Source organism: Crenobacter intestini (genome assembly GCF_004919095.1).
In the GTDB taxonomy this organism is placed as follows: domain Bacteria; phylum Pseudomonadota; class Gammaproteobacteria; order Burkholderiales; family Chromobacteriaceae; genus Craterilacuibacter; species Craterilacuibacter intestini.
Genome location: NZ_STGJ01000001.1, coordinates 467,931 through 491,160, shown reverse-complemented (window position 1 = coordinate 491,160; position 23,230 = coordinate 467,931). Strand labels below are relative to the sequence as shown.

24 protein-coding genes are annotated in these 23,230 nt (G+C 65.2%); 14 read left to right on the top strand and 10 right to left on the bottom strand.

The features are described 5' to 3' along the window. Positions 1 to 2: 2 nt before the first annotated feature. The 12 genes from lepB (at position 3) to nagZ (E5K04_RS02220) (ending at position 7,976) form a co-directional block, all read left to right on the top strand. On the top strand, positions 3 to 965 hold the full coding sequence (gene lepB, locus E5K04_RS02275; RefSeq protein WP_136551335.1) for a signal peptidase I: 963 nt from the start codon (positions 3 to 5) through the stop codon (positions 963 to 965). A 120-nt stretch (positions 966 to 1,085) separates the two neighbouring features. Then, positions 1,086 to 1,466, top strand: coding sequence for a DUF4845 domain-containing protein (locus E5K04_RS02270; protein ID WP_168929134.1), 381 nt, complete (start codon positions 1,086 to 1,088; stop codon positions 1,464 to 1,466). Then, a complete protein-coding gene (rnc, locus tag E5K04_RS02265; protein WP_136551272.1) occupies positions 1,463 to 2,170 on the top strand; it encodes a ribonuclease III in 708 nt (235 codons plus the stop codon). Before E5K04_RS02270 ends, rnc begins: the two co-directional genes overlap by 4 nt. After that, entirely contained in the window at positions 2,167 to 3,057 is an 891-nt protein-coding gene (era, locus tag E5K04_RS02260) for a GTPase Era (RefSeq protein ID WP_136551271.1), read from the top strand. The genes rnc and era overlap by 4 nt, the downstream gene beginning before the upstream one ends. A 3-nt stretch (positions 3,058 to 3,060) precedes the next feature. Then, positions 3,061 to 3,387, top strand: coding sequence for an antibiotic biosynthesis monooxygenase family protein (locus E5K04_RS02255; protein ID WP_136551270.1), 327 nt, complete (start codon positions 3,061 to 3,063; stop codon positions 3,385 to 3,387). Next, positions 3,372 to 4,142, top strand: a complete 771-nt coding sequence (gene recO, locus E5K04_RS02250; protein WP_235844215.1) for a DNA repair protein RecO — start codon at positions 3,372 to 3,374, stop codon at positions 4,140 to 4,142. The genes E5K04_RS02255 and recO overlap by 16 nt, the downstream gene beginning before the upstream one ends. An 18-nt stretch (positions 4,143 to 4,160) precedes the next feature. After that, positions 4,161 to 4,886: a pyridoxine 5'-phosphate synthase gene (gene pdxJ / locus E5K04_RS02245; RefSeq protein WP_136551333.1), complete on the top strand. Its 726-nt coding sequence runs from the start codon at positions 4,161 to 4,163 to the stop codon at positions 4,884 to 4,886. Further along, complete coding sequence (gene acpS, locus E5K04_RS02240; RefSeq protein WP_136551269.1) at positions 4,883 to 5,263, top strand: holo-ACP synthase; 381 nt, start codon at positions 4,883 to 4,885, stop codon at positions 5,261 to 5,263. Before pdxJ ends, acpS begins: the two co-directional genes overlap by 4 nt. Before the next feature lie 23 nt (positions 5,264 to 5,286). Continuing rightward, positions 5,287 to 6,372 carry a beta-N-acetylhexosaminidase gene (nagZ, locus tag E5K04_RS02235; RefSeq protein WP_136551268.1) on the top strand — a complete coding sequence of 362 codons (1,086 nt, stop codon included), beginning with the start codon at positions 5,287 to 5,289 and terminating at the stop codon, positions 6,370 to 6,372. An 89-nt stretch (positions 6,373 to 6,461) separates the two neighbouring features. Beyond that, the gene (locus E5K04_RS02230) at positions 6,462 to 6,920 is read left to right on the top strand and encodes an acetyltransferase (RefSeq protein ID WP_235844214.1); all 459 of its coding nucleotides are present in this window, start codon (positions 6,462 to 6,464) and stop codon (positions 6,918 to 6,920) included. Positions 6,921 to 7,139: 219 nt separating this feature from the next. Continuing rightward, positions 7,140 to 7,391 carry a hypothetical protein gene (locus tag E5K04_RS02225; protein ID WP_136551267.1) on the top strand — a complete coding sequence of 84 codons (252 nt, stop codon included), beginning with the start codon at positions 7,140 to 7,142 and terminating at the stop codon, positions 7,389 to 7,391. 9 nt (positions 7,392 to 7,400) lie between these two features. Then, complete coding sequence (gene nagZ / locus E5K04_RS02220) at positions 7,401 to 7,976, top strand: beta-N-acetylhexosaminidase (protein WP_168929133.1); 576 nt, start codon at positions 7,401 to 7,403, stop codon at positions 7,974 to 7,976. A gap of 162 nt (positions 7,977 to 8,138) precedes the next feature. Here the strand turns inward: nagZ (E5K04_RS02220) and E5K04_RS02215 are convergent, their stop codons facing one another. The 4 genes from E5K04_RS02215 to E5K04_RS02205 all read right to left on the bottom strand — a co-directional run bounded on the left by E5K04_RS02215 (position 8,139) and on the right by E5K04_RS02205 (position 12,164). Then, positions 8,139 to 8,678 carry a hypothetical protein gene (locus tag E5K04_RS02215; protein WP_136551266.1) on the bottom strand — a complete coding sequence of 180 codons (540 nt, stop codon included), beginning with the start codon at positions 8,676 to 8,678 and terminating at the stop codon, positions 8,139 to 8,141. 86 nt (positions 8,679 to 8,764) lie between these two features. Beyond that, complete coding sequence (locus tag E5K04_RS16715) at positions 8,765 to 9,253, bottom strand: DUF4209 domain-containing protein (RefSeq protein ID WP_205700272.1); 489 nt, start codon at positions 9,251 to 9,253, stop codon at positions 8,765 to 8,767. 6 nt (positions 9,254 to 9,259) lie between these two features. After that, entirely contained in the window at positions 9,260 to 10,627 is a 1,368-nt protein-coding gene (locus E5K04_RS02210; protein ID WP_205700271.1) for a DUF7380 domain-containing protein, read from the bottom strand. A gap of 340 nt (positions 10,628 to 10,967) precedes the next feature. After that, positions 10,968 to 12,164 (bottom strand): multidrug effflux MFS transporter, encoded by a 1,197-nt coding sequence (locus E5K04_RS02205; protein ID WP_136551265.1) that lies wholly within the window; start codon positions 12,162 to 12,164, stop codon positions 10,968 to 10,970. Between the two features lie 146 nt (positions 12,165 to 12,310). Here E5K04_RS02205 and E5K04_RS02200 point away from each other — a divergent pair, with 146 nt between their 5' ends. After that, a complete protein-coding gene (locus E5K04_RS02200; protein WP_136551264.1) occupies positions 12,311 to 12,643 on the top strand; it encodes a hypothetical protein in 333 nt (110 codons plus the stop codon). On the opposite strand, the gene E5K04_RS02195 is transcribed toward E5K04_RS02200, so the two are convergent. The 6 genes from E5K04_RS02195 to E5K04_RS02170 all read right to left on the bottom strand — a co-directional run bounded on the left by E5K04_RS02195 (position 12,544) and on the right by E5K04_RS02170 (position 22,072). Beyond that, positions 12,544 to 14,952: a sensor domain-containing protein gene (locus E5K04_RS02195; protein WP_136551263.1), complete on the bottom strand. Its 2,409-nt coding sequence runs from the start codon at positions 14,950 to 14,952 to the stop codon at positions 12,544 to 12,546. The genes E5K04_RS02200 and E5K04_RS02195 overlap by 100 nt on opposite strands. Positions 14,953 to 15,056: 104 nt before the next feature. Continuing rightward, positions 15,057 to 16,487, bottom strand: coding sequence for a carbon starvation CstA family protein (locus E5K04_RS02190; RefSeq protein ID WP_136551262.1), 1,431 nt, complete (start codon positions 16,485 to 16,487; stop codon positions 15,057 to 15,059). Positions 16,488 to 16,653: 166 nt separating this feature from the next. Then, entirely contained in the window at positions 16,654 to 17,970 is a 1,317-nt protein-coding gene (locus E5K04_RS02185; RefSeq protein ID WP_136551261.1) for an MFS transporter, read from the bottom strand. Positions 17,971 to 18,042: 72 nt separating this feature from the next. Continuing rightward, a complete protein-coding gene (locus tag E5K04_RS02180; RefSeq protein WP_136551260.1) occupies positions 18,043 to 19,341 on the bottom strand; it encodes a NupC/NupG family nucleoside CNT transporter in 1,299 nt (432 codons plus the stop codon). Positions 19,342 to 19,458: 117 nt separating this feature from the next. Then, entirely contained in the window at positions 19,459 to 19,644 is a 186-nt protein-coding gene (gene ccoS / locus E5K04_RS02175; RefSeq protein WP_136551259.1) for a cbb3-type cytochrome oxidase assembly protein CcoS, read from the bottom strand. A 1-nt stretch (position 19,645) separates the two neighbouring features. Continuing rightward, on the bottom strand, positions 19,646 to 22,072 hold the full coding sequence (locus E5K04_RS02170; protein WP_136551258.1) for a heavy metal translocating P-type ATPase: 2,427 nt from the start codon (positions 22,070 to 22,072) through the stop codon (positions 19,646 to 19,648). Between the two features lie 48 nt (positions 22,073 to 22,120). Between E5K04_RS02170 and E5K04_RS02165 the strand changes: the two genes are divergently transcribed. After that, the gene (locus E5K04_RS02165; RefSeq protein ID WP_136551257.1) at positions 22,121 to 23,116 is read left to right on the top strand and encodes an NAD(P)H-quinone oxidoreductase; all 996 of its coding nucleotides are present in this window, start codon (positions 22,121 to 22,123) and stop codon (positions 23,114 to 23,116) included. Positions 23,117 to 23,230: the final 114 nt, after the last annotated feature.

Sequence of the window (23,230 nt, the reverse complement as noted above, 5' to 3'; positions counted from 1 at the left end):
GGATGTTCGTGGTGGCGATGGTCGCCGGCGTGCTGATGGTCGCTTCCGGCGGCAAGCACAAGGCGCCCGGCGAGAAGGAGTGGCCGGCGTCGGTGCAGTGGGGCTACATCCTGCTGTTGGCCGGCTTCTTCGGCGTGCTCTCCAACTGGATGAGCTTCAGCGCGGTGATGCTGGTGATCGTGCTGATCACCGGTTTCGGCTGGGCGCTCGACCGCTTTTATCTCGCGCGCCGCCGCGCGCCGGGCGAGGAGCCGGGCCACGTGATCGACAACGCCAAGGGCTTCTTCCCGATCATCCTGGTGGTGTTCCTGCTGCGTGCCTTCGTCGTCGAGCCGTTCCAGATCCCGTCCAGCTCGATGCGGCCGGGGCTGGTGGTCGGCGACTTCATCCTGGTCAACAAGTTCGATTACGGCCTGCGCGTGCCGGTGCTCAACAAGGTGATGGTGCCGGTGGGCGAGGTGGCGCGCGGCGACGTGGTGGTGTTCAACTTCCCGCCCAATCCGCGGGTCGACTACATCAAGCGGGTGATCGGCCTGCCCGGCGACACCGTCGAGTACCGCAACAAGCGCCTGACCATCAACGGCCAGCCGGTGCCGGACGTCGAAGACGGCACATACGAGTACCTTGAACAGGGCCTCGCGATGATCCGTACCGACCAGTTCGTCGAGAAGCTGCCGAGCGCTCCTGCGCCTCGCAGCTACAAGGTGGTGACCACGCCGGACACGCCGGTGTACGACCCGCAGCAGGTGCGCGACTTCCCGTACCGCGACAACTGCAAGTACGAGGAAGACGGCTTCACCTGCAAGGTGCCGGACGGCCACTACTTCATGCTGGGTGACAACCGCGACAACAGCCTGGACAGCCGCTACTGGGGCTTCGTCGCCGACGACCTCTTGGTCGGCAAGGCCTTCCTGATCTGGATGAACTTCAAGGACTTCTCGCGCATCGGCCAGAAGATCCACTAAAGCGCCCGTCCCGGCGGCCGGCAGACCCCGCTAAGGCGGGGTCTGCCTTTTTGTTGCCGCATGCGCAAAGCGCCGAGGACGTTTAGAATGGTCGCCTATCCAACCCTGACCGGAGACACCATGCGCCACCGCCAAGCCGGCCTTTCCCTGATGTCCTTGCTCGCCTTCCTGCTGGTTGCGGGCACCGTACTCTTGACCTTCTTCAAGGTCGTACCGGTGTACGCCGAATATTTCGAGGTGAAGAACGCGCTGAACGACATGGCCAAGGAACCCGCGCGCGAAGGCGAGTGGGGCGTGCGCAAAGACTTCACGCAGCGCGCCGGCGTTGCCGACATCAAGTCGGTACGCGCGAACGACCTGTTGATCGTCGCGCCGGCCGGCGTGAGCCCGGTGATCCAGGCGGCGTGGCGCCGCGAGGTGCCGTTGGCCTACAACGTCAGTCTCGTCTTCGATTTCAACGTGAAAGCCGGCAACAAGGCCGGCGAGCAAATCCTACAGTGACCCAACAACGTGATACCCGGTTCCGGCGGCTGAGCGACGCCATCGGCCACCGCTTTACCGAACCTGCCTGGCTGCGCCAGGCACTGACCCACCGCAGCTTCGGTACGCCGAACAACGAGCGGCTGGAATTCATCGGCGACAGCATCCTCAACTACACCGTCGCCCGCATGCTGTACGACCGCTTCCCCGCGCTGAGCGAGGGCGAGCTCTCGCGCTTGCGCGCCAACCTCGTCAACCAGCAGACGCTCAGCGAGATCGCCGTCGTGCTCAAGCTGGGCGACGAGCTGTACCTGGGCGAGGGCGAACTGAAAAGCGGCGGCTTCAACCGGCCGTCCATCCTCGCCGACGCGCTGGAGGCGACCTTCGCCGCCGTCTCCTTCGACGCCGACTTCGCGGCCGCAGAGGCGGTGGTGCGGCGACTCTACGATGCGCGCGTCGCCGCGATCGACCCGACCCGCCACGCCAAGGACGCCAAGACCCGTCTGCAAGAAGCGCTGCAGGCGAGGCGCTACCCCCTGCCGCGCTACCGCATCGTCTCGCAAAGTGGCGAAGCGCACGAACAACACTTTATCGTCGCCTGTGAACTGGGCGACTTGGGCATCGACACCACCGGCGAGGGCAGCAGCCGTCGCGGCGCCGAGCAGCAGGCCGCCGAGGCCGCGCTCGAACGCCTGGCGTCGCTGTTCAAGAAAGGCAGCAAATGAACGAAACCGATTTCCGCTGCGGCTTTGTCGCGATCGTCGGCCGCCCTAACGTCGGCAAGTCGACGCTGATGAACCACCTGATCGGGCAGAAGATCAGCATCACCTCGAAGAAGGCGCAGACCACCCGCCACCGCGTCACCGGCATCCATACCGCTGATACGGCTCAGTTCGTGTTCGTCGACACGCCGGGCTTCCAGACCTTCCACAAGGGCGCGCTGAACGAGGCGCTGAACAAGAGCGTCAAGGACACGCTGTCCAACGTCGACTGCGTGCTGTTCGTGGTCGAGGCCAAGCGTTTCTCCGCCGCTGACCGCGAGGTGATGGCGCTGCTGCCGAAGAACATCCCGGTGATCCTGGTGGTGAACAAGGTCGACAAGGCCAAAGACAAGGTCGAACTGGCCAACTTCATCGACGACGTGCGCGCCGAGTTCAACTTCGCCGACGCCGAGGTGGTCAGCGCCAAGCACGGCCAGCGCCTGACCGAGCTGCTCGCCAAGGTCGAGCCCCTGCTGCCCGAGTCGGTGCCGCTCTACCCGGAAGACATGGTCACCGACAAGAGCCAGCGCTTCCTCGCCGCCGAGATCGTGCGCGAGAAGCTGTTCCGCTACCTGGGCGAGGAGCTGCCGTACTCGATGAACGTCGAAGTCGAGGCATTCGAGCTCGACGGCACTATGTACCGCATCCACGTGGCGATCCTGGTCGACAAGGAAGGGCAGAAGCCCATCGTGATCGGCAAGGGCGGCGAGAAGCTGAAGAAGATCTCGACCGAGGCACGCCTCGACATGGAGGCGCTGTTCGACACCAAGGTCTACCTCGAGGTGTGGGTGAAGGTGAAGTCGGGCTGGGCCGACGACGTGCGCTTCCTCAAGGAATTCGGCCTCGACTGAGCGATGTTCGCGCAAACGCCTAAGCCGCCCTACTGGGCGGTGATCTTTACCAGTCAACGCAGCGACGTCGACGCGGATTACGCGCGCGTCGCCGACCAGATGGTCGAGCTGGCCGCGCGCCAGCCGGGGTTTCTCGGTGTCGAGAGCGTGCGCGGCGCGGACGGCTTCGGCATCACCGTGTCGTACTGGGCAAGCGAAGCGGCGATCGCCGCGTGGAAGGCTGAAGGCCGCCACCGGCTCGCGCAGGGCGCAGGCTACGCGCGCTGGTACACGGCGCTGTTCACCCGGGTGGCGTGCGTGACGCGCGACCACGCGTGGACGCGCGGCTGATGCAGCCGGGCAAGGTCGACAAGCAGCGCGCGTACATCCTGCACGCGCAGCCCTACCGCGAGACCAGCCTGCTCTTGGACGTGCTGACCGCCGCCTACGGCCGCGTCGCCCTGGTCGCGCGCGGTGCGCGCCGCCCGCGCGCCGAGCTGCGCGGCCTGTTGATGCCGTTCCAGCCGCTGCGCCTGTCGTGGTTCGGCAAGAACGAGGTGAAGACCGTGCACGGCGCCGACTGGGTTGGCGGCGTGCGCATGCTGGAAGGCCAGGCGCTGGTGTGCGGCTTCTACCTCAACGAATTGACGGTGAGGCTGGTGCTGCGCGACGAGCCTTCCGACGCGCTGTTCGCCGCGTACGACGAGGCGGTGCGGGCGCTGGCGTCCCCCGGCGCCTCGCACGCGGCGGCGCTGCGCCGCTATGAAATCAAGCTTTTGCAGGCGCAGGGCTACGCCCCCGCGCTTTGTAGCGACGCCGCAGGCGAGCCGCTGGACGCCGCCGCGCTCTACCGCGTGCACGCCGACGCCTCGCCCGAGCGCTGGCTGGGCGGCACCGTGCCCGGCGAGCACGCGGTGGTGCGCGGCTCGACCCTGCTCGCGCTTGCCGGCGGCGAGCTGGCCGACGCGCACAGTCGGCGCGAGGCGCGCCAGGTCACCCGGCTGATGCTCGCGAACATCCTGGGCGACGCGCACCTGGCGAGCCGTGCGCTTCTGCCAGACCCATCCCTGGTGGCGCCGGAGCCCTTGCCCGCGCCGCCCCTCTAAGAACGGAGACTCAGCATGATCCAGTTGGGCGTGAATATCGACCATGTCGCCACCCTGCGCCAGGCGCGCGGCACCCGCTACCCGAGCCCCATCGAGGCGGCGCTGGTGGCCGAGAGCGCGGGCGCCGACCTGATCACCCTGCACCTGAGGGAAGATAGGCGCCACATCCAGGACGCCGACGTGTTCGCGATGCGGCAGGTGATCAAGACGCGGATGAACCTCGAGATGGCGCTGACCGAAGAGATGCTGGAAAACGCACTCAAGGTGATGCCGCAGGACGTGTGCCTGGTGCCGGAAAAGCGCGAGGAGCTGACCACCGAGGGCGGGCTGGACGTGATCCGCTACTTTGACGAGGTCAAGCGCTTCACCAGCGTGCTGCAAGGCGAGGGGATCCGCGTGTCGCTGTTCATCGACGCCGACCGCGCGCAGATCGAGGCCGGCTTCGATACCGGCGCGCGCGTGATCGAATTGCACACCGGTGCCTACGCCGACGCGCACGGCCAACAGCAACTCATCGAGCTTGCCCGCATCCGCGAGGCGGCGGTGTTCGCCGACCACCTGGGCTTCGTCGTCAACGCCGGCCACGGCCTGTCCTACCACAACGTGAAGCCGGTGGCGGCGATCGCCGAGATCGCCGAGCTCAATATCGGCCACGCGCTGGTGTCGCACGCGCTGTTCGTCGGCTTCCCGGCCGCGGTCAAGGAAATGAAGGCGCTGATGCTCGAAGGGCGCCGCGGCGAATGATCACCGGCGTCGGCACCGACTTGGCGCGCATAGACCGCTTCGAGACGCTGCTCGCGCGCAAGGGGGCCGCGTGCGCGCGCCGCCTGCTCGCGCCGTCCGAGCACGCGGCGTTCGCGCAGAGCCGTGAGCCCGCGCGTTTTCTTGCCAAGCGCTTCGCCGCCAAGGAGGCGCTGGCAAAGGCGCTGGGCACCGGCGTGCGCGCGCCGGTGCTGCTGACCGCCATCGCCGTCGGCCACGACGCTCTGGGCAAGCCCCTGTTCGAACTCTCGCCAGAACTTGCCGCCTTCGTCGCCGCGCGCGGCGTCGCGCGGCTGCACCTCTCCGTCAGCGACGAGACGACGCACGCGCTGGCGTTCGTCGTCGCCGAGTCGCCGTGAACGCAACGCCCAAGGACACCCAGATGGATACCTCTCTCAAGCTGCCGCGCGGCCCGGTGATGGCCGATATCGCAGGCTGCACCATGACAGCCGCCGAGCGCGCGCGCCTGTGTCACCCGCTGATCGGCGGCGTGATCCTGTTCCGCCGCAACTTCGAGTCGGTCGAACAGCTGATGGCGCTGACCGCCGAAATCCGCGCGCTGCGCAGCCCGCACCTCCTGATCGCGGTCGACCACGAAGGCGGGCGCGTGCAGCGCTTTTTGCCCGGCTTCACCCGCTTGCCGCCGATGAAGATGCTGGGCGACGCGTTCGACGCCGACCCGGCCGCTGCGCTGGCGCTCGCCCGCGACGTCGGCGAAGTGCTCGCCGCGGAGCTTGCCGCCTGCGGGGTCGACCTGTCGTTCACGCCGGTACTCGATCTGGATTGGGGCCAGTGCGCGGTGATCGGCAACCGCAGCTTCCACCGCGACCCGGCGGTGGTGGAACAGCTTGCGCTCGCGCTGCAGCAGGGGCTTGCCGCCGGCGGCATGGGCAGCTGCGGCAAGCATTTCCCCGGTCACGGTTTTGTCGAGGGCGATAGCCACCACGTGATCCCGGTCGATAAGCGCAGCCTCGACGAACTCAGGGCCGACGACCTCAAGCCCTTCGCCGCGCTCGCCGCGGCCGGCATGAGCGCGGTGATGCCCGCGCACGTGGTCTACCCGGCGGTGGACAGCCTGCCGGCCGGCTTCTCGCGCGTGTGGCTGCAGGACATCCTGCGCGGCGAGTTGGGTTTTGACGGGGTGATCTTCTCGGACGACCTGACCATGGAAGGCGCCGCTGGCGTCGGCAATATCGGCGCGCGCGCCGACGCGGCGTTTGCCGCCGGCTGCGACATGGTGCTGGTGTGCAACCGGCCGGATCTGGCCGACGAATTGCTGGCGACCCTGCAGCCGCCGGCGCAGCCGGAACTGGCCGCGCGGCTCGCGCGCATGCAGGGGCAGGGCGAGCCGGAAGCCTGGCGCGCGCATTGCCAGACTGACGCCTTCGCCGCCAAGCGCGCGCGCGTCGCCGCGCTGTCCATCCCGCCGGAAGCCTGCCAGGGCGTCGCGGTGGGCGAGGCGAGCTGAGGGCGGGCAGCTTCTCGAGCCCTCCGCTTGCTGCAGATTTTAATAAAATGCCGACCTTCAGGTCGGCGTTTTTCAATTGAAATCAATTCATGGCTAATTATTTGAAGATGATATCTATCCGACTTTCTCGTCCAGACGAGGGTGCGCGTGTTGTTGAAATCTGGCGCCGCGCGGTTGATGCCACCCATGACTTCCTGTCTCCAGAGGATCGCCAGGCCATCGATGAACTGGTCTGCGATTTTCTGCCGAAAGCTACGCTCTGGCTGGCCGTTGATGCCCATGGTTATCCTCTGGCGTTCATGCTGATCGATGATGGGCATATGGAGGCGCTGTTCGTTGATCCGGCTTTCAGGGGTGAAGGAATTGGCGCCTCGCTAGTCCGGCACGGACTGTCGATTCACCCGGCAATGACTACCGATGTCAATGAGCAGAATGGCCAGGCTATCGGCTTCTACGAAAAAATGGGATTCAAACGGACCGGTCGCTCTTCTGTCGATGCCCAAGGAAGGCCATACCCGATCATCCATCTGGCGATGCGCCGTTCGTAAGTGGGTGAGGTTGCGCGCGGTGGTTGCGTCCGCTGCGCGGACGTGTTCGGGTGCTCCTATGCTAGTGGACGAAAGAAGCCTCCCAACCCGACCGCCTAGAGCAAGAGGCTCAAGCGGGCTGCAGCGCTAGTTCTGCAGTTCTGCCCGAGGGGGGCAAGCATCAGGCCCCGGGATGCACTATCACAATTGGTACGTCTATTCGCGGATTGCGGAAACACTGTGGCATCGACTGAAAAGAAATACTGGTTTCCCGCGAAGCGTTCCGGCTGGGGGTGGGGGCTGCCCACAGCGTGGCAGGGTTGGCTCGTCTGCGTCATCTATTTCGCCTTGGTCTTGGCGGGTGCGGGCGCAGTGCTGCCGCGCCATGGCGCTCTGTGCTTCTTCGCCTACACCGGTGCGCTCACGCTCTTGCTGGTCGTGATCTGCATGGTCAAAGGCGAGCGCTTACCGTGGCTTCGAGGCAACAAGTGACGGCTTTACATGGCTAGTCCGTCAGCGAAACATCAAACGGCTTCACTGTTTGGTGTCCTCCGGCCTGTCACGTCCAACGTCAGCCTCGCAGGGTGGCTTGCCGCCGGCGGCATGGGTAGCTGCGGCAAGCATTTCCCCGGTCAAGGTTTTGTCGAGGGCGACAGCCACCACGTGATCCCGGTCGACAAGCGCAGCCTGGCCGAACTCAGGGCCGACGACCTCAAGCCCTTCGCCGCGCTCGCCGCGGCCGGCATGAGCGCGGTGATGCCGGCGCACGTGGTCTACCCGGCGGTGGACAGTCTGCCGGCCGGTTTCTCGCGCGTGTGGCTGCAGGACATCCTGCGCGGCGAACTGGGTTTTGACGGGGTGATCTTCTCGGACGACCTGACCATGGAAGGCGCCGCCGGTGTCGGCAATATCGGCGCGCGCGCCGACGCGGCGTTTGCCGCCGGCTGCGACATGGTGCTGGTGTGCAACCGGCCAGATTTGGCCGACGAATTGCTGGCATCTCTTGTGCCGCCGGTGCAGCCCGAACTCGCTGCCCGCCTCGCGCGCATGCAGGGGCAGGGCACGCCGGACGCCTGACGCGCGCATTGCGAGAGTGACGCATTCGCCGCCTAGCGCGCACGCGTCGCAGCGCTGTCCATCCCGCCGGAAGCCTGCCAGGGCGTCGCGGTGGGGGAGGCGAGCTGACGTTGTAGCTGAGCCGACTCGCGGCGGCCTGCCGACGCGAGTCGGCTCGAGCGACTAGTTAGGCATCGGGCGCAATGTTGCAACGAAGAAGTTGTACATAAGGTCGATTGCATCCTTCGCGTCGGACTCCATGATTGAAACCGGATGCCGTCGCTCGTCGCGCACGCGCGTGGCAAGGGCATGCTGATGCCAGCCTTCTTTAAGATGGGCAAAGGGATTGCGGCGCAGGCTCAGCGTCTTTGCTCGTTCGAGCCAATCTGCGGGGAATACCTTCTTATCTTGAGCGATCGCGATCGCTTGCCCAAGTGTCGGGCTGCCCTTCGTATGGCCTAGGAGTTGAAGCTCCTCAACGAGCGTGTGCTCAATGAAAGAGACCGCCATCAGCAACGATGCAACGAAATGCCCATCAACAAAAACTTCCCGGGCTTCGCGGAGCACTTGCAGCGACTCGGTTCGCCCCATAAAAACCGACACGCTAGGCTTGTGGAGTGACAGCCACACATTCCGCTCAGCGCGGGCAGCTCGTCTTTCATCGTCGCTTTCCTCCAAAGCTTTGAGCAGGTCTTCCATCGTGGCAGTCGGCTGTTCGCTCATGAGATGCCTAACGCCTTGCATCACCGGTAGCTAAAATCGGCGCGACGAAGGAGCGACGCTTTTGGCTGTCCGAGTGCATGCTTTTGTTAGGCATTATCTTCTGATGAACCTTCGTTTGCTTGTTGGTTGGCGCGACTTGCGTTCCAAAATGTGTTGAATACAAGTCGAAAGGCAAACCACCAAGCATAGATTGAATATATATTTTGGCTTTCCTCAAACCCGATAAGACCATGAGCCAATTCATTTCGTAAATTAGGCCCGAAAGGGTCGCAAAATATCGCTTTTAATTCGAACGCAAGGTCTTTTCCGAAAATATCCTCAACCTTTGAATTATCCAGCAATGTGCTAAGCCCGTTTTCGTTCTCTATGCCGTTAATATCAATATTGGATGTTTTTTCCCCATGCTGTTTAAGGTGATATCTAACTAAGTTTTCTATCTGGGGAATAAGCAAATGCAGGGCACTAACGAAATCTCCATCGAAGCCTTGGAAAAGAGCTTTTGCCACTAGTCGTACTCTATCTGGTGGCACCACAGGCGACCTTTTTACAAGCGAATAAAAATCGGCCTCTTTCAATCTGTGTTATTGCCTAATTACTTCAAGGGCTGGCCAAATATCTCCTTGCACTACCAAATTTAGTTCCATGCCGTAGTGCTTGATCATTTCCGGCCAAATAACCGCCTCTTGATTTTCTCCACCCAGATCCGCAGCTGGTTTTTTTGCAATTACTCTTCCGTCGGATGATATATGAGTAGCAGCAAACAGCGATTGCAAGGGGTGATTCCTTATCATTTCCAAAGAGAAACTTCGTATCTTTTCAGCACGAGCACCTCTATAGAGGTTTGCAAAATGTAATAGTGCTTCAGTTAATTCTATCCCCTTTACCGCTTTGATCGATTTTTCAATTAGTTCTGTGATATCTATTGGCCCGGATGTAATTTGGCCCATTTCATTAAGTGAATTTTCTCCTGCTTCATTCATTAATCTCCTGAGCTCAGCGATTCTTTCCTCTACTTTGTGTATATCGCGTAATGCTCTTGGAATTGTTCTGTATTTATGTATCGCACTTTCATAAAAGCTAGCGGCAACCATGTTGCTAGGGTTAATATCAGCCTGCCGTGCAATTGCTTCCTTTACCCAGCATTCTGCATTCCTAACAATCATCACTGTTGATTGCTCAGCATCTTCGGATTTTTTATACCATTCCGATGCAGCATCTAAATAATCCTTTGCCCTACGAAGATCGCCAGACTCTTCAAAGAAAGTGGCAAGCAACTCTAGTTTTTCAGCTATATCCTTCTTGTCTTTTGCGCCCAAGTGGTGCTTTGAAAGCAAATCAGCTAGCCAGTTGGCCAAATATCCATCTTCTGGCTTTGATTCTTTCAGTTTTTCAAGAATTTTTGATTCAATTTCTTTTAATCTTTCGCCTGCGCCAGCCCGGAGCATTAAGCATAGTTGTATAGCCCTATCCCAACATTCCCGATCATCACGAATCCAATTTTCGGTGATAATTTCAATGCTTCTATAATTATCAATGGCAAAGAGTGCATTCTGAGGATTTCTTGGCTTTTGTAGTAACCACACTATATCTGAAATTCTGGCGCACAATTTGGGCTCATCAATCAGGGGTATGATTTTCGAAAAGAACTCGATGTCTTCTTTTTTAAAGTCTTCTGGAAGTGCCGAACGTTTTCCATCCGTCACCATGCAAGGGGCAAATGGCTCATTCAAACTATTAGGCTTTAATATCATTGAGCAGGCATCAGCGAGTAACCAAAGCACTTTCCCTGCTGCCAAATTACCTCCTTCTGTAGCCTTTCTGGCTCTCGAAGACAGTTGTTGCCACATCGATGAATAATCTTCTCGACGTGCTTCTTCCAATGACTCGCGCCAACCACAAGTATTGAAGTCATCCAATGTAATGTTTGTATTCTCTGGGTAGCGTTCCATGATGCTCCAAACGGCGGATTCAAAAAGTAAGTGCAACGCGCTGCAGGCCGGAAGACCTTGGCTGGCGAATGCCAGCCAAGCCGTTTTCTCGGTCGATGGTTCAACTTCCGCTCGACCTCGTCCAGCTCCGTCTGCGTCACTTTTGTAAAATCGGTCTTTCCTTTCTGGAAGTATTGCCGTACCAGTCCGTTCAAATGCTCGTTGCAGCCACGCTGCCAGGAACTGTACGGCTCGGCGAAAAAGCAGTTAGCCTTCAGTTGGCGAGCCACATCCTGCTGTCCGACAAACGCCAGCACCCCCAACAAAAACGCTGCCATCGGCAGCGTTTTTGTTGGGAACTTCAAGACGCCGGCGTCGGCGGCGCATGGCGGCGGGCGAGGCGGACGAAGACGAGGCCCAGTGCGCAGAAGGCGAGCGAGGCAGTAGCTAACAGCGTCACGCTGTGCCAGATCAGCGGGGCGAGGGCGCCGGCGACGATGGCGCCGGTCAGCGTCTGCACGAAGCCCTGCATCGAGGAGGCGGTACCGCGTTGCGCGGGGAACAAGTCGAGGATGGCCAGCGTGATCGACGGTGCGGCCAGCGACATCCCCATGGTGTAAAGCCCGATCGGCAGCACGCTCGCGGGCAGCGCGGGCGGGAACAGGAGCGCGTGGGCGACGCTGGTAAGCGCCGCGGTCAGCATCATCACGTAGCCCGCGTTGACCGCCTGGCGTGCGGTAAAGCGGCCGGCGGCGCGGCCGGACAGCCACGCGCCCGTGATCATGCCGGCCACCGCCGGGCCGAACAGCCACAAAAAATCGTTCGGGCCGAGCCCGAGCTGGCCGATCAGCATGGCCGGCGCGGAAGGCACGTAGACGAAGAAGCCGACGAAGTTCAGGCTGACTGCGACGGTATAGAGGCGAAAGCGCGGGTTGCCGGCGACGGCGCGATAGTTGGCGAGGAGCGCGCGCGCGGCCAGCGGCGTGCGCTTTTCGGGCGGGTGCGTCTCGGGCAGGGCGGTCACGCACATCACGAACAGCACGGCGCCGACCACCGCCATGAAGGCGAACACCGCGCGCCAGCCGAAGGCCGAATACAGCCAGCCGCCGATCACCGGCGCCATCGCCGGCGAGAGCGCGAACAGCATGGTCACCTGCGACATCAGCTTCTGCGCGGCGATGCCCTGGTAGCAGTCGCGGATGATGGCGCGTCCGACGATCAGGCCGACCCCGCCGCTGACCCCTTGCAGCACCCTGAAGGCGACCAGTTCGGCGAAGCTGTCTGCGAAGGTGCAGCCCAGCGCGGCCAACGCGTAGCAGAAGGTGCCGGCGAGCAGTACCGGGCGGCGGCCGATGGCGTCGGCGATCGCGCCGTGCCACAGCATCATCAGCCCGAAGCTCGCCATATAGGCGGAGAGGATCAGCGGCGTCTGCGTTTCGTCGACGGACAAGGCGCCTGCGATTGCCGGCATCGCCGGCAGGAAGGTGTCGATCGCGAAGGGGCCGAGGGTGCCGAGGGCAGCGAGGATGATGGCGAGTGACGGGACAGGGCGGGGCATGGGCTTCCAGTGTTCAGGCGGTGACTGATTCTACCGGTTTTGCGTTTGTCCTGCCCTGCAGGATAGCGGGCGCTTTTTTTGACGCCGGGCAAGGGCGGGTGGCGCTGGCCGTGCGAGGATGGGCGGGACAATCACGAGGAGGCAGCATGCGTATCCTGTTGGTCGGCGGCCCGCTGGACGGGCAGTGGCACGAGGTCGGGCGCGAGCCGGAAACCCTGGAGGCGGGCGGGGGCGTTTACCAGCGCGTGCTGTGGATGTGGCCGCCGCGCGACGCGCTGTGGCTCTTCTGGTGGCACGGCAAGCCCGAGCCCGAGGCGGTGCTCGCGACGCTGGACAAGGCGGCGCTCGCCCCAGTGTGCTCGCGGCGCGAGGCGCTGGGCTACGGCGCGCTCGAAGTCTCGGCGGCGCGGCCGGCAACCAGCTGGGCGGTCAGCGCGTCGGCGGGTACGCCCGGCGAGAACAGGAAGCCCTGCCCGTAGTCGCAGCCGGCGCGCGCGAGCAGCGCGCGCTGCGCCTCGCACTCTATCCCTTCGGCGACCACGCTTAAGCCCAGCTTGTGCGCCATCACGATGACGGCCTCGCACAGGGCGAGGTCGACGCCGCTCAGGTGCAGGTGCTGCACGAAGCGGCGGTCGATCTTCAGGCTGTCGATGTCGAACTTCTGCAGGTAGGCGAGCGACGAGTAGCCGGTGCCGAAGTCGTCGATCGCTACCTCGACGCCGGCGTCGCGCAGGCGCAACAGTTGTGTCTGTACGGCGGGGTCGGCGTCGAGCAGCACGCCTTCGGTGATCTCGACGGCGATGCCTGAGAGCGATGCGATGGTCTCGGTGAGCGGCACGCTGCTGCGCTCGCGCCTGAACTGCACCGGCGAGACGTTGACGCTGACCACGAAGCCGGGGTCCAGCCGGCGCCAGCGCGCGGCCTGCTTCGCCGCCTGCTGCAGCACCCATTCGCCGATCTCGGGCATCAGCCCGGCCTCTTCGGCCAGCGGGATGAAACGGTCGGGGCTGACCGGCTCGCCCGCGTCGTTCTGCCAGCGCAGCAGCGCCTCGGCCTTGCGGATGCGGCCGGTGGCCAGCTCGACGACGGGCTGGTAGACCAGCGTGAACGCCTGGCGCCTGAGCGCGTCGCGCAGTTCGCGCAGCATCTGCGAGCGCTCGAGCGCCGCCTGCTGCAGGGCGTCCACGTAGAAGTGCGCGCTGTTGCGCCCCTGCTGCTTGGCCGCGTACATCGCGAGGTCCGCCTGCCCGAGCAGCGTCTCGGCGTCGACACCGGCAAACGTGTCGTGCAGCGCGACGCCGACGCTGGCGCTGATATGGCAGGCCTCGCCGTTCAGCACGAAGGGCCGGCACAGCGCGTCGAGGATGCGCTCGGCCAGCCGGCCTGCCTGTACCTTGTCTGCCTCGGCCACCAGTACGACGAATTCGTCGCCGCCGATGCGCGCGACCATGTCGCCGGCGCGCACGCACGAGAGCAGGCGCCGGCCCGCCTCGACCAGCAGCGCGTCGCCCGCGCCGTGGCCCTGGCTGTCGTTGACGTTCTTGAAGTGGTCGAGGTCGACGAACAGCACCGCGAGCCGGCCTGCGCTGGCCGTAATCTGGCGCGCGAGGCGGTCGAGCAGGTGGCGCCGGTTGGGTAGCCCGGTCAGGTTGTCGTGGTTGGCCTGCTGCCAGATCGCCCGCTCGGCGGCCTTCTTTTGCGAGAAGTCGGAGAAGATGGCGACGGTGTGGGTGTGGCTGCCGTGCGCGACGCTGTCCAGCGTCAGCCGCGCCGGAAACTCGGCGCCTTCCCGTGTCGCCAGCCAGAATTCGCCCTGCCAGCGGCCCTTGGCCCTCAACTCGGCCTCGACCATGTCGATGCGCTCGGGACGGTTGGACGGGCCGCGCAGCACGCGCGCGTCCAGCCCGACCGCCTCGCTTTCCGGGTAGCCGGTCAGCGTGGTGAACGCCGGGTTCACCGTCTGGATGCGCCGCGCTTCGTCCATCACCAGCATCGCTTCGCTGCTGGCGCGCAGGATCAGGTCGGAGAGCTGCATCGCCTCGAGGGTGCGGCTGCGCTCGATGGCGACCGAGGCAAGGTGCGCGGCCTCGGTGATCGCCGCGATGTCGGCCTCGGTTGGCGAGGCCGGGCGGGCGTGGTAGAGCGCGAAGGTGCCGAGCACCTTGCCTGCCGGGTTGACGACGGGCTCCGACCAGCACGCGGCAAGGTCGGCGGCGCGCGCAAGCGCGGTATAGGGCGCCCAGTAGGGGTGGCTGGCGATGTCCTCGACGATGACGCGCTCGCCGCGCGCGGCGGCGGTGCCGCAGGCGCCGACACCGTCGCCGATCGCGAGGCCGTGCACGGCCTCGTTGTAGAAGTCGGGCAGGCTGGGGGCGGCGCCCAGCAGCAGGTGGCGGTTGTCGCGCGCGAGCAACAGGATGCTTGCGCGCACCTCGGGATTCGCGCGTTCGATGCCCTGCGCGAGGGCGGTCAGCACCCGGGGTAGCGGCGCGCCGTGCGCGATGAGTTCGAGTACCGACTTGCCCACGCTCATCGGCAGCCCGGCGGACGCCGCGGCGCATTCGGGCTCGAGCACGATCAGCCGCAAGCCGCCGCCTAGCGCGCGTTCGTTAGCGTTGGCCGGCAAGGGCGCGCAACGCGTGCCGCACAGCGCCGCTTCCCCTGCGCCCAGCAGGCGGCAGGCGGCCTGGTTGGCCGCGACGATCACGCCGTCTGCGTCGGCAATCAGTTGCGCGCAGGGGCTCAGCGCGAAGGCGAGCGGGTAGGGAAGGGTGGGCTTGGGCTGCATCGGCCGTGTTCGGGCTGGGTCGAGGCGGCCAATTTAAGGCGGAAACGGGGCGCTGTCTACCCGATCGTCATTGACGGGCGGCGAAGCGCCGCCCGTTTGCCCGTTTACGCCTGCTGTTCGGCGGCGATCGCCGCGTCGCAGCGGCGCACCTTGACGAAAAACAGCACGGCCAGCGCAATGGCGCCGGCGACGCCGATCACCGTCGAGGTGGTCAAATCAAGGCCGAAGCCGATCGGCGCGTTGGCAAGGTAGGTGATGCACACCGCGCTCATGAACAGGGCCGGTACGGTGCAGATCCAGTGGAACTTGCCGTGGCGCATCAGGTAGGCGGCGGCGGTCCACAGCATGATGCTGGCGGTCGCCTGGTTGGCCCAGCCGAAGTAGCGCCAGATCACGTTGAAGTCGACATAGCTGAGCGCGAGGCCGACGGCGAACATCGGCACCGCGATGAGCATGCGCTTGCCGATCGCCTTTTGCGGCAGCTTGATCAGTTCGGCGACGATCAGGCGTGCCGAGCGGAACGCGGTGTCGCCCGAGGTGATCGGCAGCACGATCACGCCGAGCACGGCCAGCACGCCGCCGGTCATGCCCAACAGCGAGGTCGACACCTCGTGCACCACCTTGGCCGGGCCGCCGGCGGCCATGGTCGCCTGCATCGCCGCCGGGCTGTCGTAGAACGACAGGCCGAGCGTGCACCAGATCAGCGCGATCACGCCCTCGCCGATCATCGCGCCGTAGAACACGAAGCGGCCGTGCTTCTCGTTGGCCATGCAGCGGGCCATCAGCGGCGACTGCGTCGCGTGGAAGCCCGACAGCGCACCGCAGGCGATGGTGATGAAGAGCAGCGGCCACAGCGGCAGCTCGCCCGGGTGCATATTGGTGCCGAAGTCGAGGCCGGCCGAGTAGAAGCTGTGGTCGGACAGCGCGAGGCCGACGATCAGGCTGATCGACATGAACAGCAGCAGCGCGCCGAAGAAGGGGTAGACGCGGCCGATGATCTTGTCGACCGGCACCACGGTGGCGAGGATGTAGTAGGCGAAGATCACCGCGGTCCAGATCGCGACCTCGGTGCCGGTCAGGTTGGCCAGCAGGCCGGCCGGGCTCAACACGAACACCACGCCGACCAGCATCAGCAAGAGCAGCGCGAACGCGTTCATGAACTGGCGCACCACGTTCCCCAGGTGCTGGCCGACCACCGACGGCACCGACGCGCCGCCGGCGCGCACGCTGAGCATCCCCGAGAAGTAGTCGTGCACGGCGCCGGCGAAGATGCAGCCGAACACGATCCACAGCATGGCGACCGGGCCGTACAGCGCGCCCAGGATGGGGCCGAAGATCGGGCCGATGCCGGCGATGTTGAGCAACTGGATCAGCCAGACCTTGGCGGTCGGCATCTCGACGTAGTCGACGCCGTCGGCGTGGCTGGCGGCGGGGGTGGCGCGCGCGGGTTTGGGGCCAAACACGCGTTCGACGAAGGCGCCGTAGACGAAGTAGCCGCCGATCAGCAGGCCACAGGCGATGAGAAACCAGATCATGGGGATCTTTCCTTTATTTCGACCGAATGTAGAGGCCGCCCGGTGGCCTTTGTCGGCTCTGGTCGTACGCGAGGTGCGGGGCGGCAGGCATGACGCCGGCAGTAGCCGGCGTTCGGTAAAAATAAAGCAAGTGCTTTGTTCTTGTTCTGATCTGGCGCAAATGGCGCTAGCGCGGCGCGCGTTTGAGCGCCGTGAACCACGCGATCCGTTCCTGCCAGATGCGCGGCGCGCACGCGACCAGGTGCAGGCTGGCGAGCAGGTTGAGCACGGCGGCGCCGGCGAGCAGCAGCGCGATATTGTCGGTCAGCGCCAGCACGGCGACGCTCAAGGCTGCGGCGAGCACCATATAGAGGCCGTTGACGATGTTGTTGACGGCGATCGCCTGCGAGCGGAAGTCGTCCGGGCTCGCCGTTTGCAGCCAGGTATACAGCGGCACGGTGAAGAAGCCGCCGAAGAAGCCGAGCAGGGTCAGCGCGGCCATTTCGCGTACATGTCCCGGCTGCATCAGGTACTCGCCAAGCGTCAGCAGCGGGCCCTGGTGCGGCGTGTACGCGGCGAGCGCCAGGTCGAGGCCGAACACGCTCATGCCGGCGCTGCCAACGAGCACCAGCCCCAGTTGCAGCCGGCCCTGCGAGAGCTTGGCGCACACGACGGACCCCAGGCCGATGCCCAGCGAGAAGAGCGCGAGCATCAGCGTGTAGACGTCGGCGTCGCCGCCGAGATTGAGGCGGGTGAAGGTCGGCAACTGGGTGGTGTACACCGAGCCCATCAGCCAGAACCACGAGATGCCGAGGATGGCTGCGCGCACGTCGCGCATCCGCCACGCGCGGGAAACCAGCGTCGCGGTGTCGTCGGCGATATTGAACGAGAGCCTGATCTCGGGGCTGGCGGGTGGCGCCGGCGGCATCGCGCGGCTGGCCGCGTAGCCGGCGATCGCGACGGCGGATAGCAGCAGGGTGATCGTCAGGTGGCCGTGCTGGATCAGCACGCTGCCGCCGATCTGCCCGAGCAGGATCGCGAGGAAGGTGCCCATCTCGATCAGCCCGTTGCCGCCGACCAGCTCGCGCTCCTTCAGGTATTGCGGCAGCACCGAGTACTTGAGCGGGCCGAAGAAGGTCGAGTGCACGCCCATCAAAAAGAGGGCGCCAATCAGCAAGGGCGCGGACGCGTGCCAGAAACCGGCGGCGGCGAGCACCATGATCAGGATCTCGGCGAGCTTGATCGCGCGGGCGAGTACCGCCTTGTCGATCTTTTCGGAGAGCTTGCCGGCGCTGGCCGAGAACAGGAAGTAGGGCAGGATGAACACGCCCGCGCACACGTTGACCAGCATGGCCGGCCCCAGCCCCGCCATCGACAAGCCCTGGTAGCTGATCATCACCACGATCGCGGTCTTGAGCAGGTTGTCGTTGAACGCGCCGAGGAATTGCGTCGAGAAGAGCGGCAGGAAGCGGCGGGTGGAGAAGAAGCTGAACGAAGCCTGCACGGCGGGTCCGGTCGAAAAAAGAGGGAAGCGGCATGGTAGCCGCTTCCCCCTCGTGTTGTCAGCCGGGAAGGCTTACAGCACGGACAGCCACAGGCCGGCGATGGTCGCGGTCATGAAGCCCGCCATCACGGCGGCCAACAGCGCGCGCATGCCGATCTGCGCCAGGATCTTCTGCTTGTTCGGCGCCAGCGCGCCGATGCCGGCGACCGAGATGCCGACCGAGCCGAAGTTCGAGAAGCTCGACAGCGCGAAGGTCGAGATCAGGATGGCCTGCGGCGAAAGCGCGCCGGCTTCCTTCAGCTTGGCAAGGTCGAGGTAGGCGATGAACTCGTTGAGCACGATCTTCTGGCCGATCAGCGAGCCGACCTGCAGGCTCTCCGCCCAGCTCACCCCCATCATGAACGCGAACACGCGGAACACCTGGCCGAACAGGTATTGCAGGGTCAGGCCGTCGAACACGCCGCCGGTGGTGCTGGCGATCAGTGCGTTCACGCCGATGGCGTCGCCCAGGCCGTCTTTCAGCACGAAGTTGATCATCGCGATCAGCGAGACGATGGCGATCAGGATGGTCGCGATCGCGGTCGCCATCTTGGCGCCGTCGAACGCGCCGCCGACAATCGCGCTGATGAAGGTGCTGTCCTCCGGCTCGTCCGCTTCGTGGCGGTCCTGGCCGGATTCGTGCTCGGCGTCGTCCTCGGGGAACATGATCTTGGCGAATACCACGGCCGCCGGCGCGTTCATGAACGACGCGGTCAGCAGCATGGTCGCGAACCTGGCCTGCTCGGCGGTGTCCGCGCCGCCCAGGAAGCTCACGTAGGCGGCGAGCACGCCGCCGGCCAGCGTCGACATGCCGGCGACCATCACGCAGGCGAGCTCCGACTTGGTCATGTGGCGGATATACGGGCGGATCAACAGCGGCGCCTCGGTCTGGCCGAGGAAGATGTTGCCGGCGACGGTCAGGCTCTCCGGGCCGGACAGCTTCATGGTGCGCTTCATGAACCACGCCATGCCGGCGACCACGCGCTGCAGGATGCCCAGGTGGTAGAGCAGGGCGGTCAGCGCCGAGAAGAACACGATCACCGGCAGCACGATGAAGGCGAAGATGAAGCCGAACTTGGCCGGGTTGGCCAGGTCGCCGAACACGAAGCCGGCGCCTTCGCCGGCGAACGACAAGAGCTTGGCGAAGCCGGTGCCGACGGCGCTGAACACGCCGTTGATGGCAGGGACGTAGGTGATCAGGACAAACAGGGCGCTCTGGATCAGCAGGCCGGCGCCGACGATGCGCCAGTTGATGGCCTTGCGGTTGGTGGATGCCGCATAGGCCACGCCGATCAGGAACAGCATGCCGATCAGGGCTTGGAGGGTGTGCATGGTTCGCTGGTCCGCAGGGGGGTGAAAAAAAGTGCGCGGATTCTACACGAAGGGGCGGACCCTTGTGATGGCGATGCGCACGCCTCCCCTTCTTTTAGACCAACGTATTACACGTGCTTAATTATTTATGTTTTTGGTTTTGTTTTTGTCGGTTTGATGCGGGCTGTCGTCGTCCATCATCATCCGGTGCGCCGGCCCTTCGAGGTCGTCGAACTGCCCCGAGCGGGTCGCCCACCAGAACAGGCCGCCGATCAGGAAGGCGAGGACGAGGCTCAGCGGAATCAGCAGGTACAGGCTTTCCATTCTAGTGCTTTCTGCGGGTGAGGCGGACCGCGTTGCCGACGACGATCAGCGAGCTGGCCGCCATGCCCAGGCTGGCGATCCAAGGGGTGACGAAACCGGCCATCGCCAGCGGCAGCGCGACCAGATTATAGAGCGCCGCCCACGCGAGGTTCTGGCGGATCACCCGGCGGGTGCGTCTGGCCATGGCCAGTGCCGCGGGCAGGCTCGCGAGGCGGTTGCCGATCAGGAGCATGTCGCCGCTCTCGGCGGCGACGTCAGTGCCGCCGCCCATCGCGACCGAGACGTCGGCGCGGGAGAGCACCGGCGCGTCGTTGATGCCGTCGCCGACCATCAGCACGCGGCGGCCGGCCTGCTGCAAGTCGCTGACGTAGGCGAGCTTGTCTTCGGGGCTGGCGCCGGCCTTGAGGCGGCGGATGCCAAGCTCGGCGGCGAGCCGCTCGACCGCCGCTTCCCCGTCGCCGGACAACAGGTGCACGGCGAGGCCTTGCGCCTGCAAGGCGGTGACCGCGGCTGCCGCGTCCTCGCGCATGCTGTCGCCGATGGCGAAGCGGGCGAGCACGGCATTGTCGGAGGCAAGCCAGATCTCGGTCGCGCCCGCAGGTGCGGGCGGGAGCACCGGCAGCGCGCGGCCGGCGGCGGCGAACGCCGCCTTGCCCAGCCGGTAGTGTTGTCCGTCGATCTCGCCGGTCACGCCCGCACCCGGCTGGTTGGCGAGGTGGTGCGCGGCAAGCGACGGTGCGCCTGCCGCGTCGGTCAGCGCGCGCGCGATCGGGTGTTCGCTGCCCGCTTCGAGCGCGGCGGCCAGCGCGAGCGCCTGTCCGGGCGCAAGTTCGCCCGTGCAGTCGGTGGCGACCAGACGCATGCGGCCGTGGGTCAGCGTGCCGGTCTTGTCGAATACCACGTCGGTCGCGCCGGCGAGCGTTTCCAGCGTGTGGCCGCGGGTGACCAGAAGGCCGTCCAGCGCCAGCTCGCCGGTGGCGGCGGTCAGCGCGGCGGGGGTCGCCAGCGACAGCGCGCACGGGCAGGAGATCACCAGCACGGCGACGGTCACCCATAGCGCGTGCTCCGGGTCTTGCGGGAACCACCACGCGAAGGTGGCAGCGGCGGCGATCAGCAGCGCCAGCACGAAATAGCCGGCGATGCGGTCGGCGACGCGCGCCATGCGTGGCTTCTCGGCGAGCGCGAGGTCGAGCAGGCGCACGATGGCGGCGAGCCGGGTGTGCTCGCCGGTGCCGGTGACGCGCGCGTAGAGCGGGCTATCGATGTTGACGCTGCCGGCGATCAGCGTGTCGCCCGTCTGCTTGGGCACCGGCGCGCTCTCGCCGGTGAGCAGCGCCTCGCTCGCGCTGCCGCTGCCTTCGAGCACCTCGGCGTCGGCGGGTACCGTCTCGCCCGGGCGCACCAGGATCACGTCGCCGCTGGCCAGCAGGGCGGCCGGTGCCTCCTCGCTTGCGCGCGACTCGGGCCAGCGTGCCACCTTGTGCGCGAAGGCCGGGATCAGCTTGACCAGGCTCTCGGCGGCCGAGCCTGCGCGGCGGCGGGCGACGCCCTCCAGGTAGCGCCCGCCCAGCAGCAGGAAGACGAACATCGACACCGAATCGAAGTAGATGCCGTGGTCGATATGGTTGACCAGCGCGTACAGGCTGGCGAAGAAGGTGACCAGGATGCCGAGGGTCACCGGCGTGTCCATGCCGACGCGGCGCGCCTTCAGGTCACGCCAGCACGCCTGGTAGAACGGCACCGCCGAGTAGACCATCACCGGCAGGGTCAGGATCAGGCTCGCCCAGTGCAGCATCCACAGGAAGTTGGGTTCGATCTCGCCGTCCGGCGCCATGTACACCGGCACCGCGTACATCATCACCTGCATCATCGACAGGCCGGCGACCCACAGCCGGTTGATCGCGCGCTTGCGCTCCTTCTGCTGCAGCGCCTCCTGGCGCGCGGCGTCGTAAGGGTGCGCGCGGTAGCCGATCGCCGCGATCGCCTCGAGGATCTGCGACAGGCGGATCTTGCGGTTGTCCCAGCGCACGCGTGCGCGGTGCGAGGTGTAGTTGATGTCGACCGCCAGCACGCCGTCCAGCCTTTGCAGGTGGTGCTCGTTCAGCCACACGCAGGCGGCGCAGGTGATGCCCTCCAGGATCAGCGACGCCTCGCGCACGTCGCCGTCCTCGCTGCGGACGAAGCTTTGTTGCAGGGTCTCGTTGTCGTACAGGCGGATCTGCTCGAGCAGTTCGGTCGGCAGTGCCTCGGCGCGTTGGCTGCTGCCGTCGCGGTGCTGGTAGTAGTCGTCGAGCCCGGCGTCGATGATGGTCTGCGCGACGGCCTGGCAGCCGGCGCAGCAGGCCGGTTCGGTGCGTTCGCGGTAGCGGATCGGGTGGGCGGCGCCCGACGGGACGGGCAGGCCGCAATGGAAGCAGGAATCGGTCATCGCGTGCTATTGTAACCGCTTGGAATGCTGTGGTGCGAGGAGGCGGTGATGTTGATGCGTGCGGTGCTGCAAGGCGGGCCCGGTGGGGCCGATACCCTTTATCTGGGCGAGCTGCCGCGTCCCGAGCCCGGGCCGGGCGAACTGCTGGTGCGGGTGATGGCCGCAGGGGTCAACCGTGCCGACATTGTGCAGCGCGAAGGACATTACCCGCCGCCGCCCGGCGCCTCCAGCGTGCTCGGGCTGGAAGTCGCCGGCGTGGTCGAGGCCGCGGGCGAGGGTGCGTCGCGTTTCGCCAAGGGTGACGCGGTATTCGGCCTGGTCGCAGGGGGCGGTTACGCCGAGTATGTGCTGCTGGACGAGGCGCTGGCGATCGCCAAGCCTGCGAGCCTCGGTTGGGCCGAGGCGGCGAGCCTGCCCGAAGTGTGGATGACCGCGTGGCTGAACCTGGTCGAGGTCGCACAGCTTGCACCTGGCGAGCGTTTCCTGGTGCACGCCGGCGCCAGCGGCGTCGGCGCGGCGGCGATCCAGTTGGCGCGCATGCTGGGGGCCGACGTGCTCGCCAGTTCGAGCAGCGACGAGAAGCTCGAGTTTTGCCGGATGCTCGGCGCGCAGACGGTGTTCAACGCGCGCCGCGACGGCGCGTTCTCGGGCCAACTCAAGGCTACCGGCGGCGTCGACGTGATCCTCGACCCGGTCGGCGCCAGCTATTTCCGCGAGAACCTCGCCTCGCTCAATACCGACGGGCGCCTGGTGCTGATCGGCGTGATGGGCGGGCGCAACGCCGAACTCAACCTCGGCCTGTTGCTGGTCAAGCGCTTGCGGGTGATGGGCTCGACGCTGCGCACCCAGCCGCTGGAGGTGAAGGCGCGTCTCGCCGCCGCGCTCGAGGCCCGCGTGCTGCCGGCGCTCGCGCGTGGCGAGGCGAGGGTCACGCTGGACGCGGTTTTCGCGCTGGAAGCGGTGGCCGACGCGCACCGCCATTTGGAAGAAAACAACAACCTCGGGAAAGTCGTGCTGGATCTGTCGAATTTAATGCAAATGTAATTGTCATCGACTATATTGAAGTCCGGAAGGCGAAATCCTTCTGATTTGGTATGGATGGGACTCGGGCGACGGCGACGTCGCCCCTTTTTTTGCGCGCACGCCCGACGCGCACGC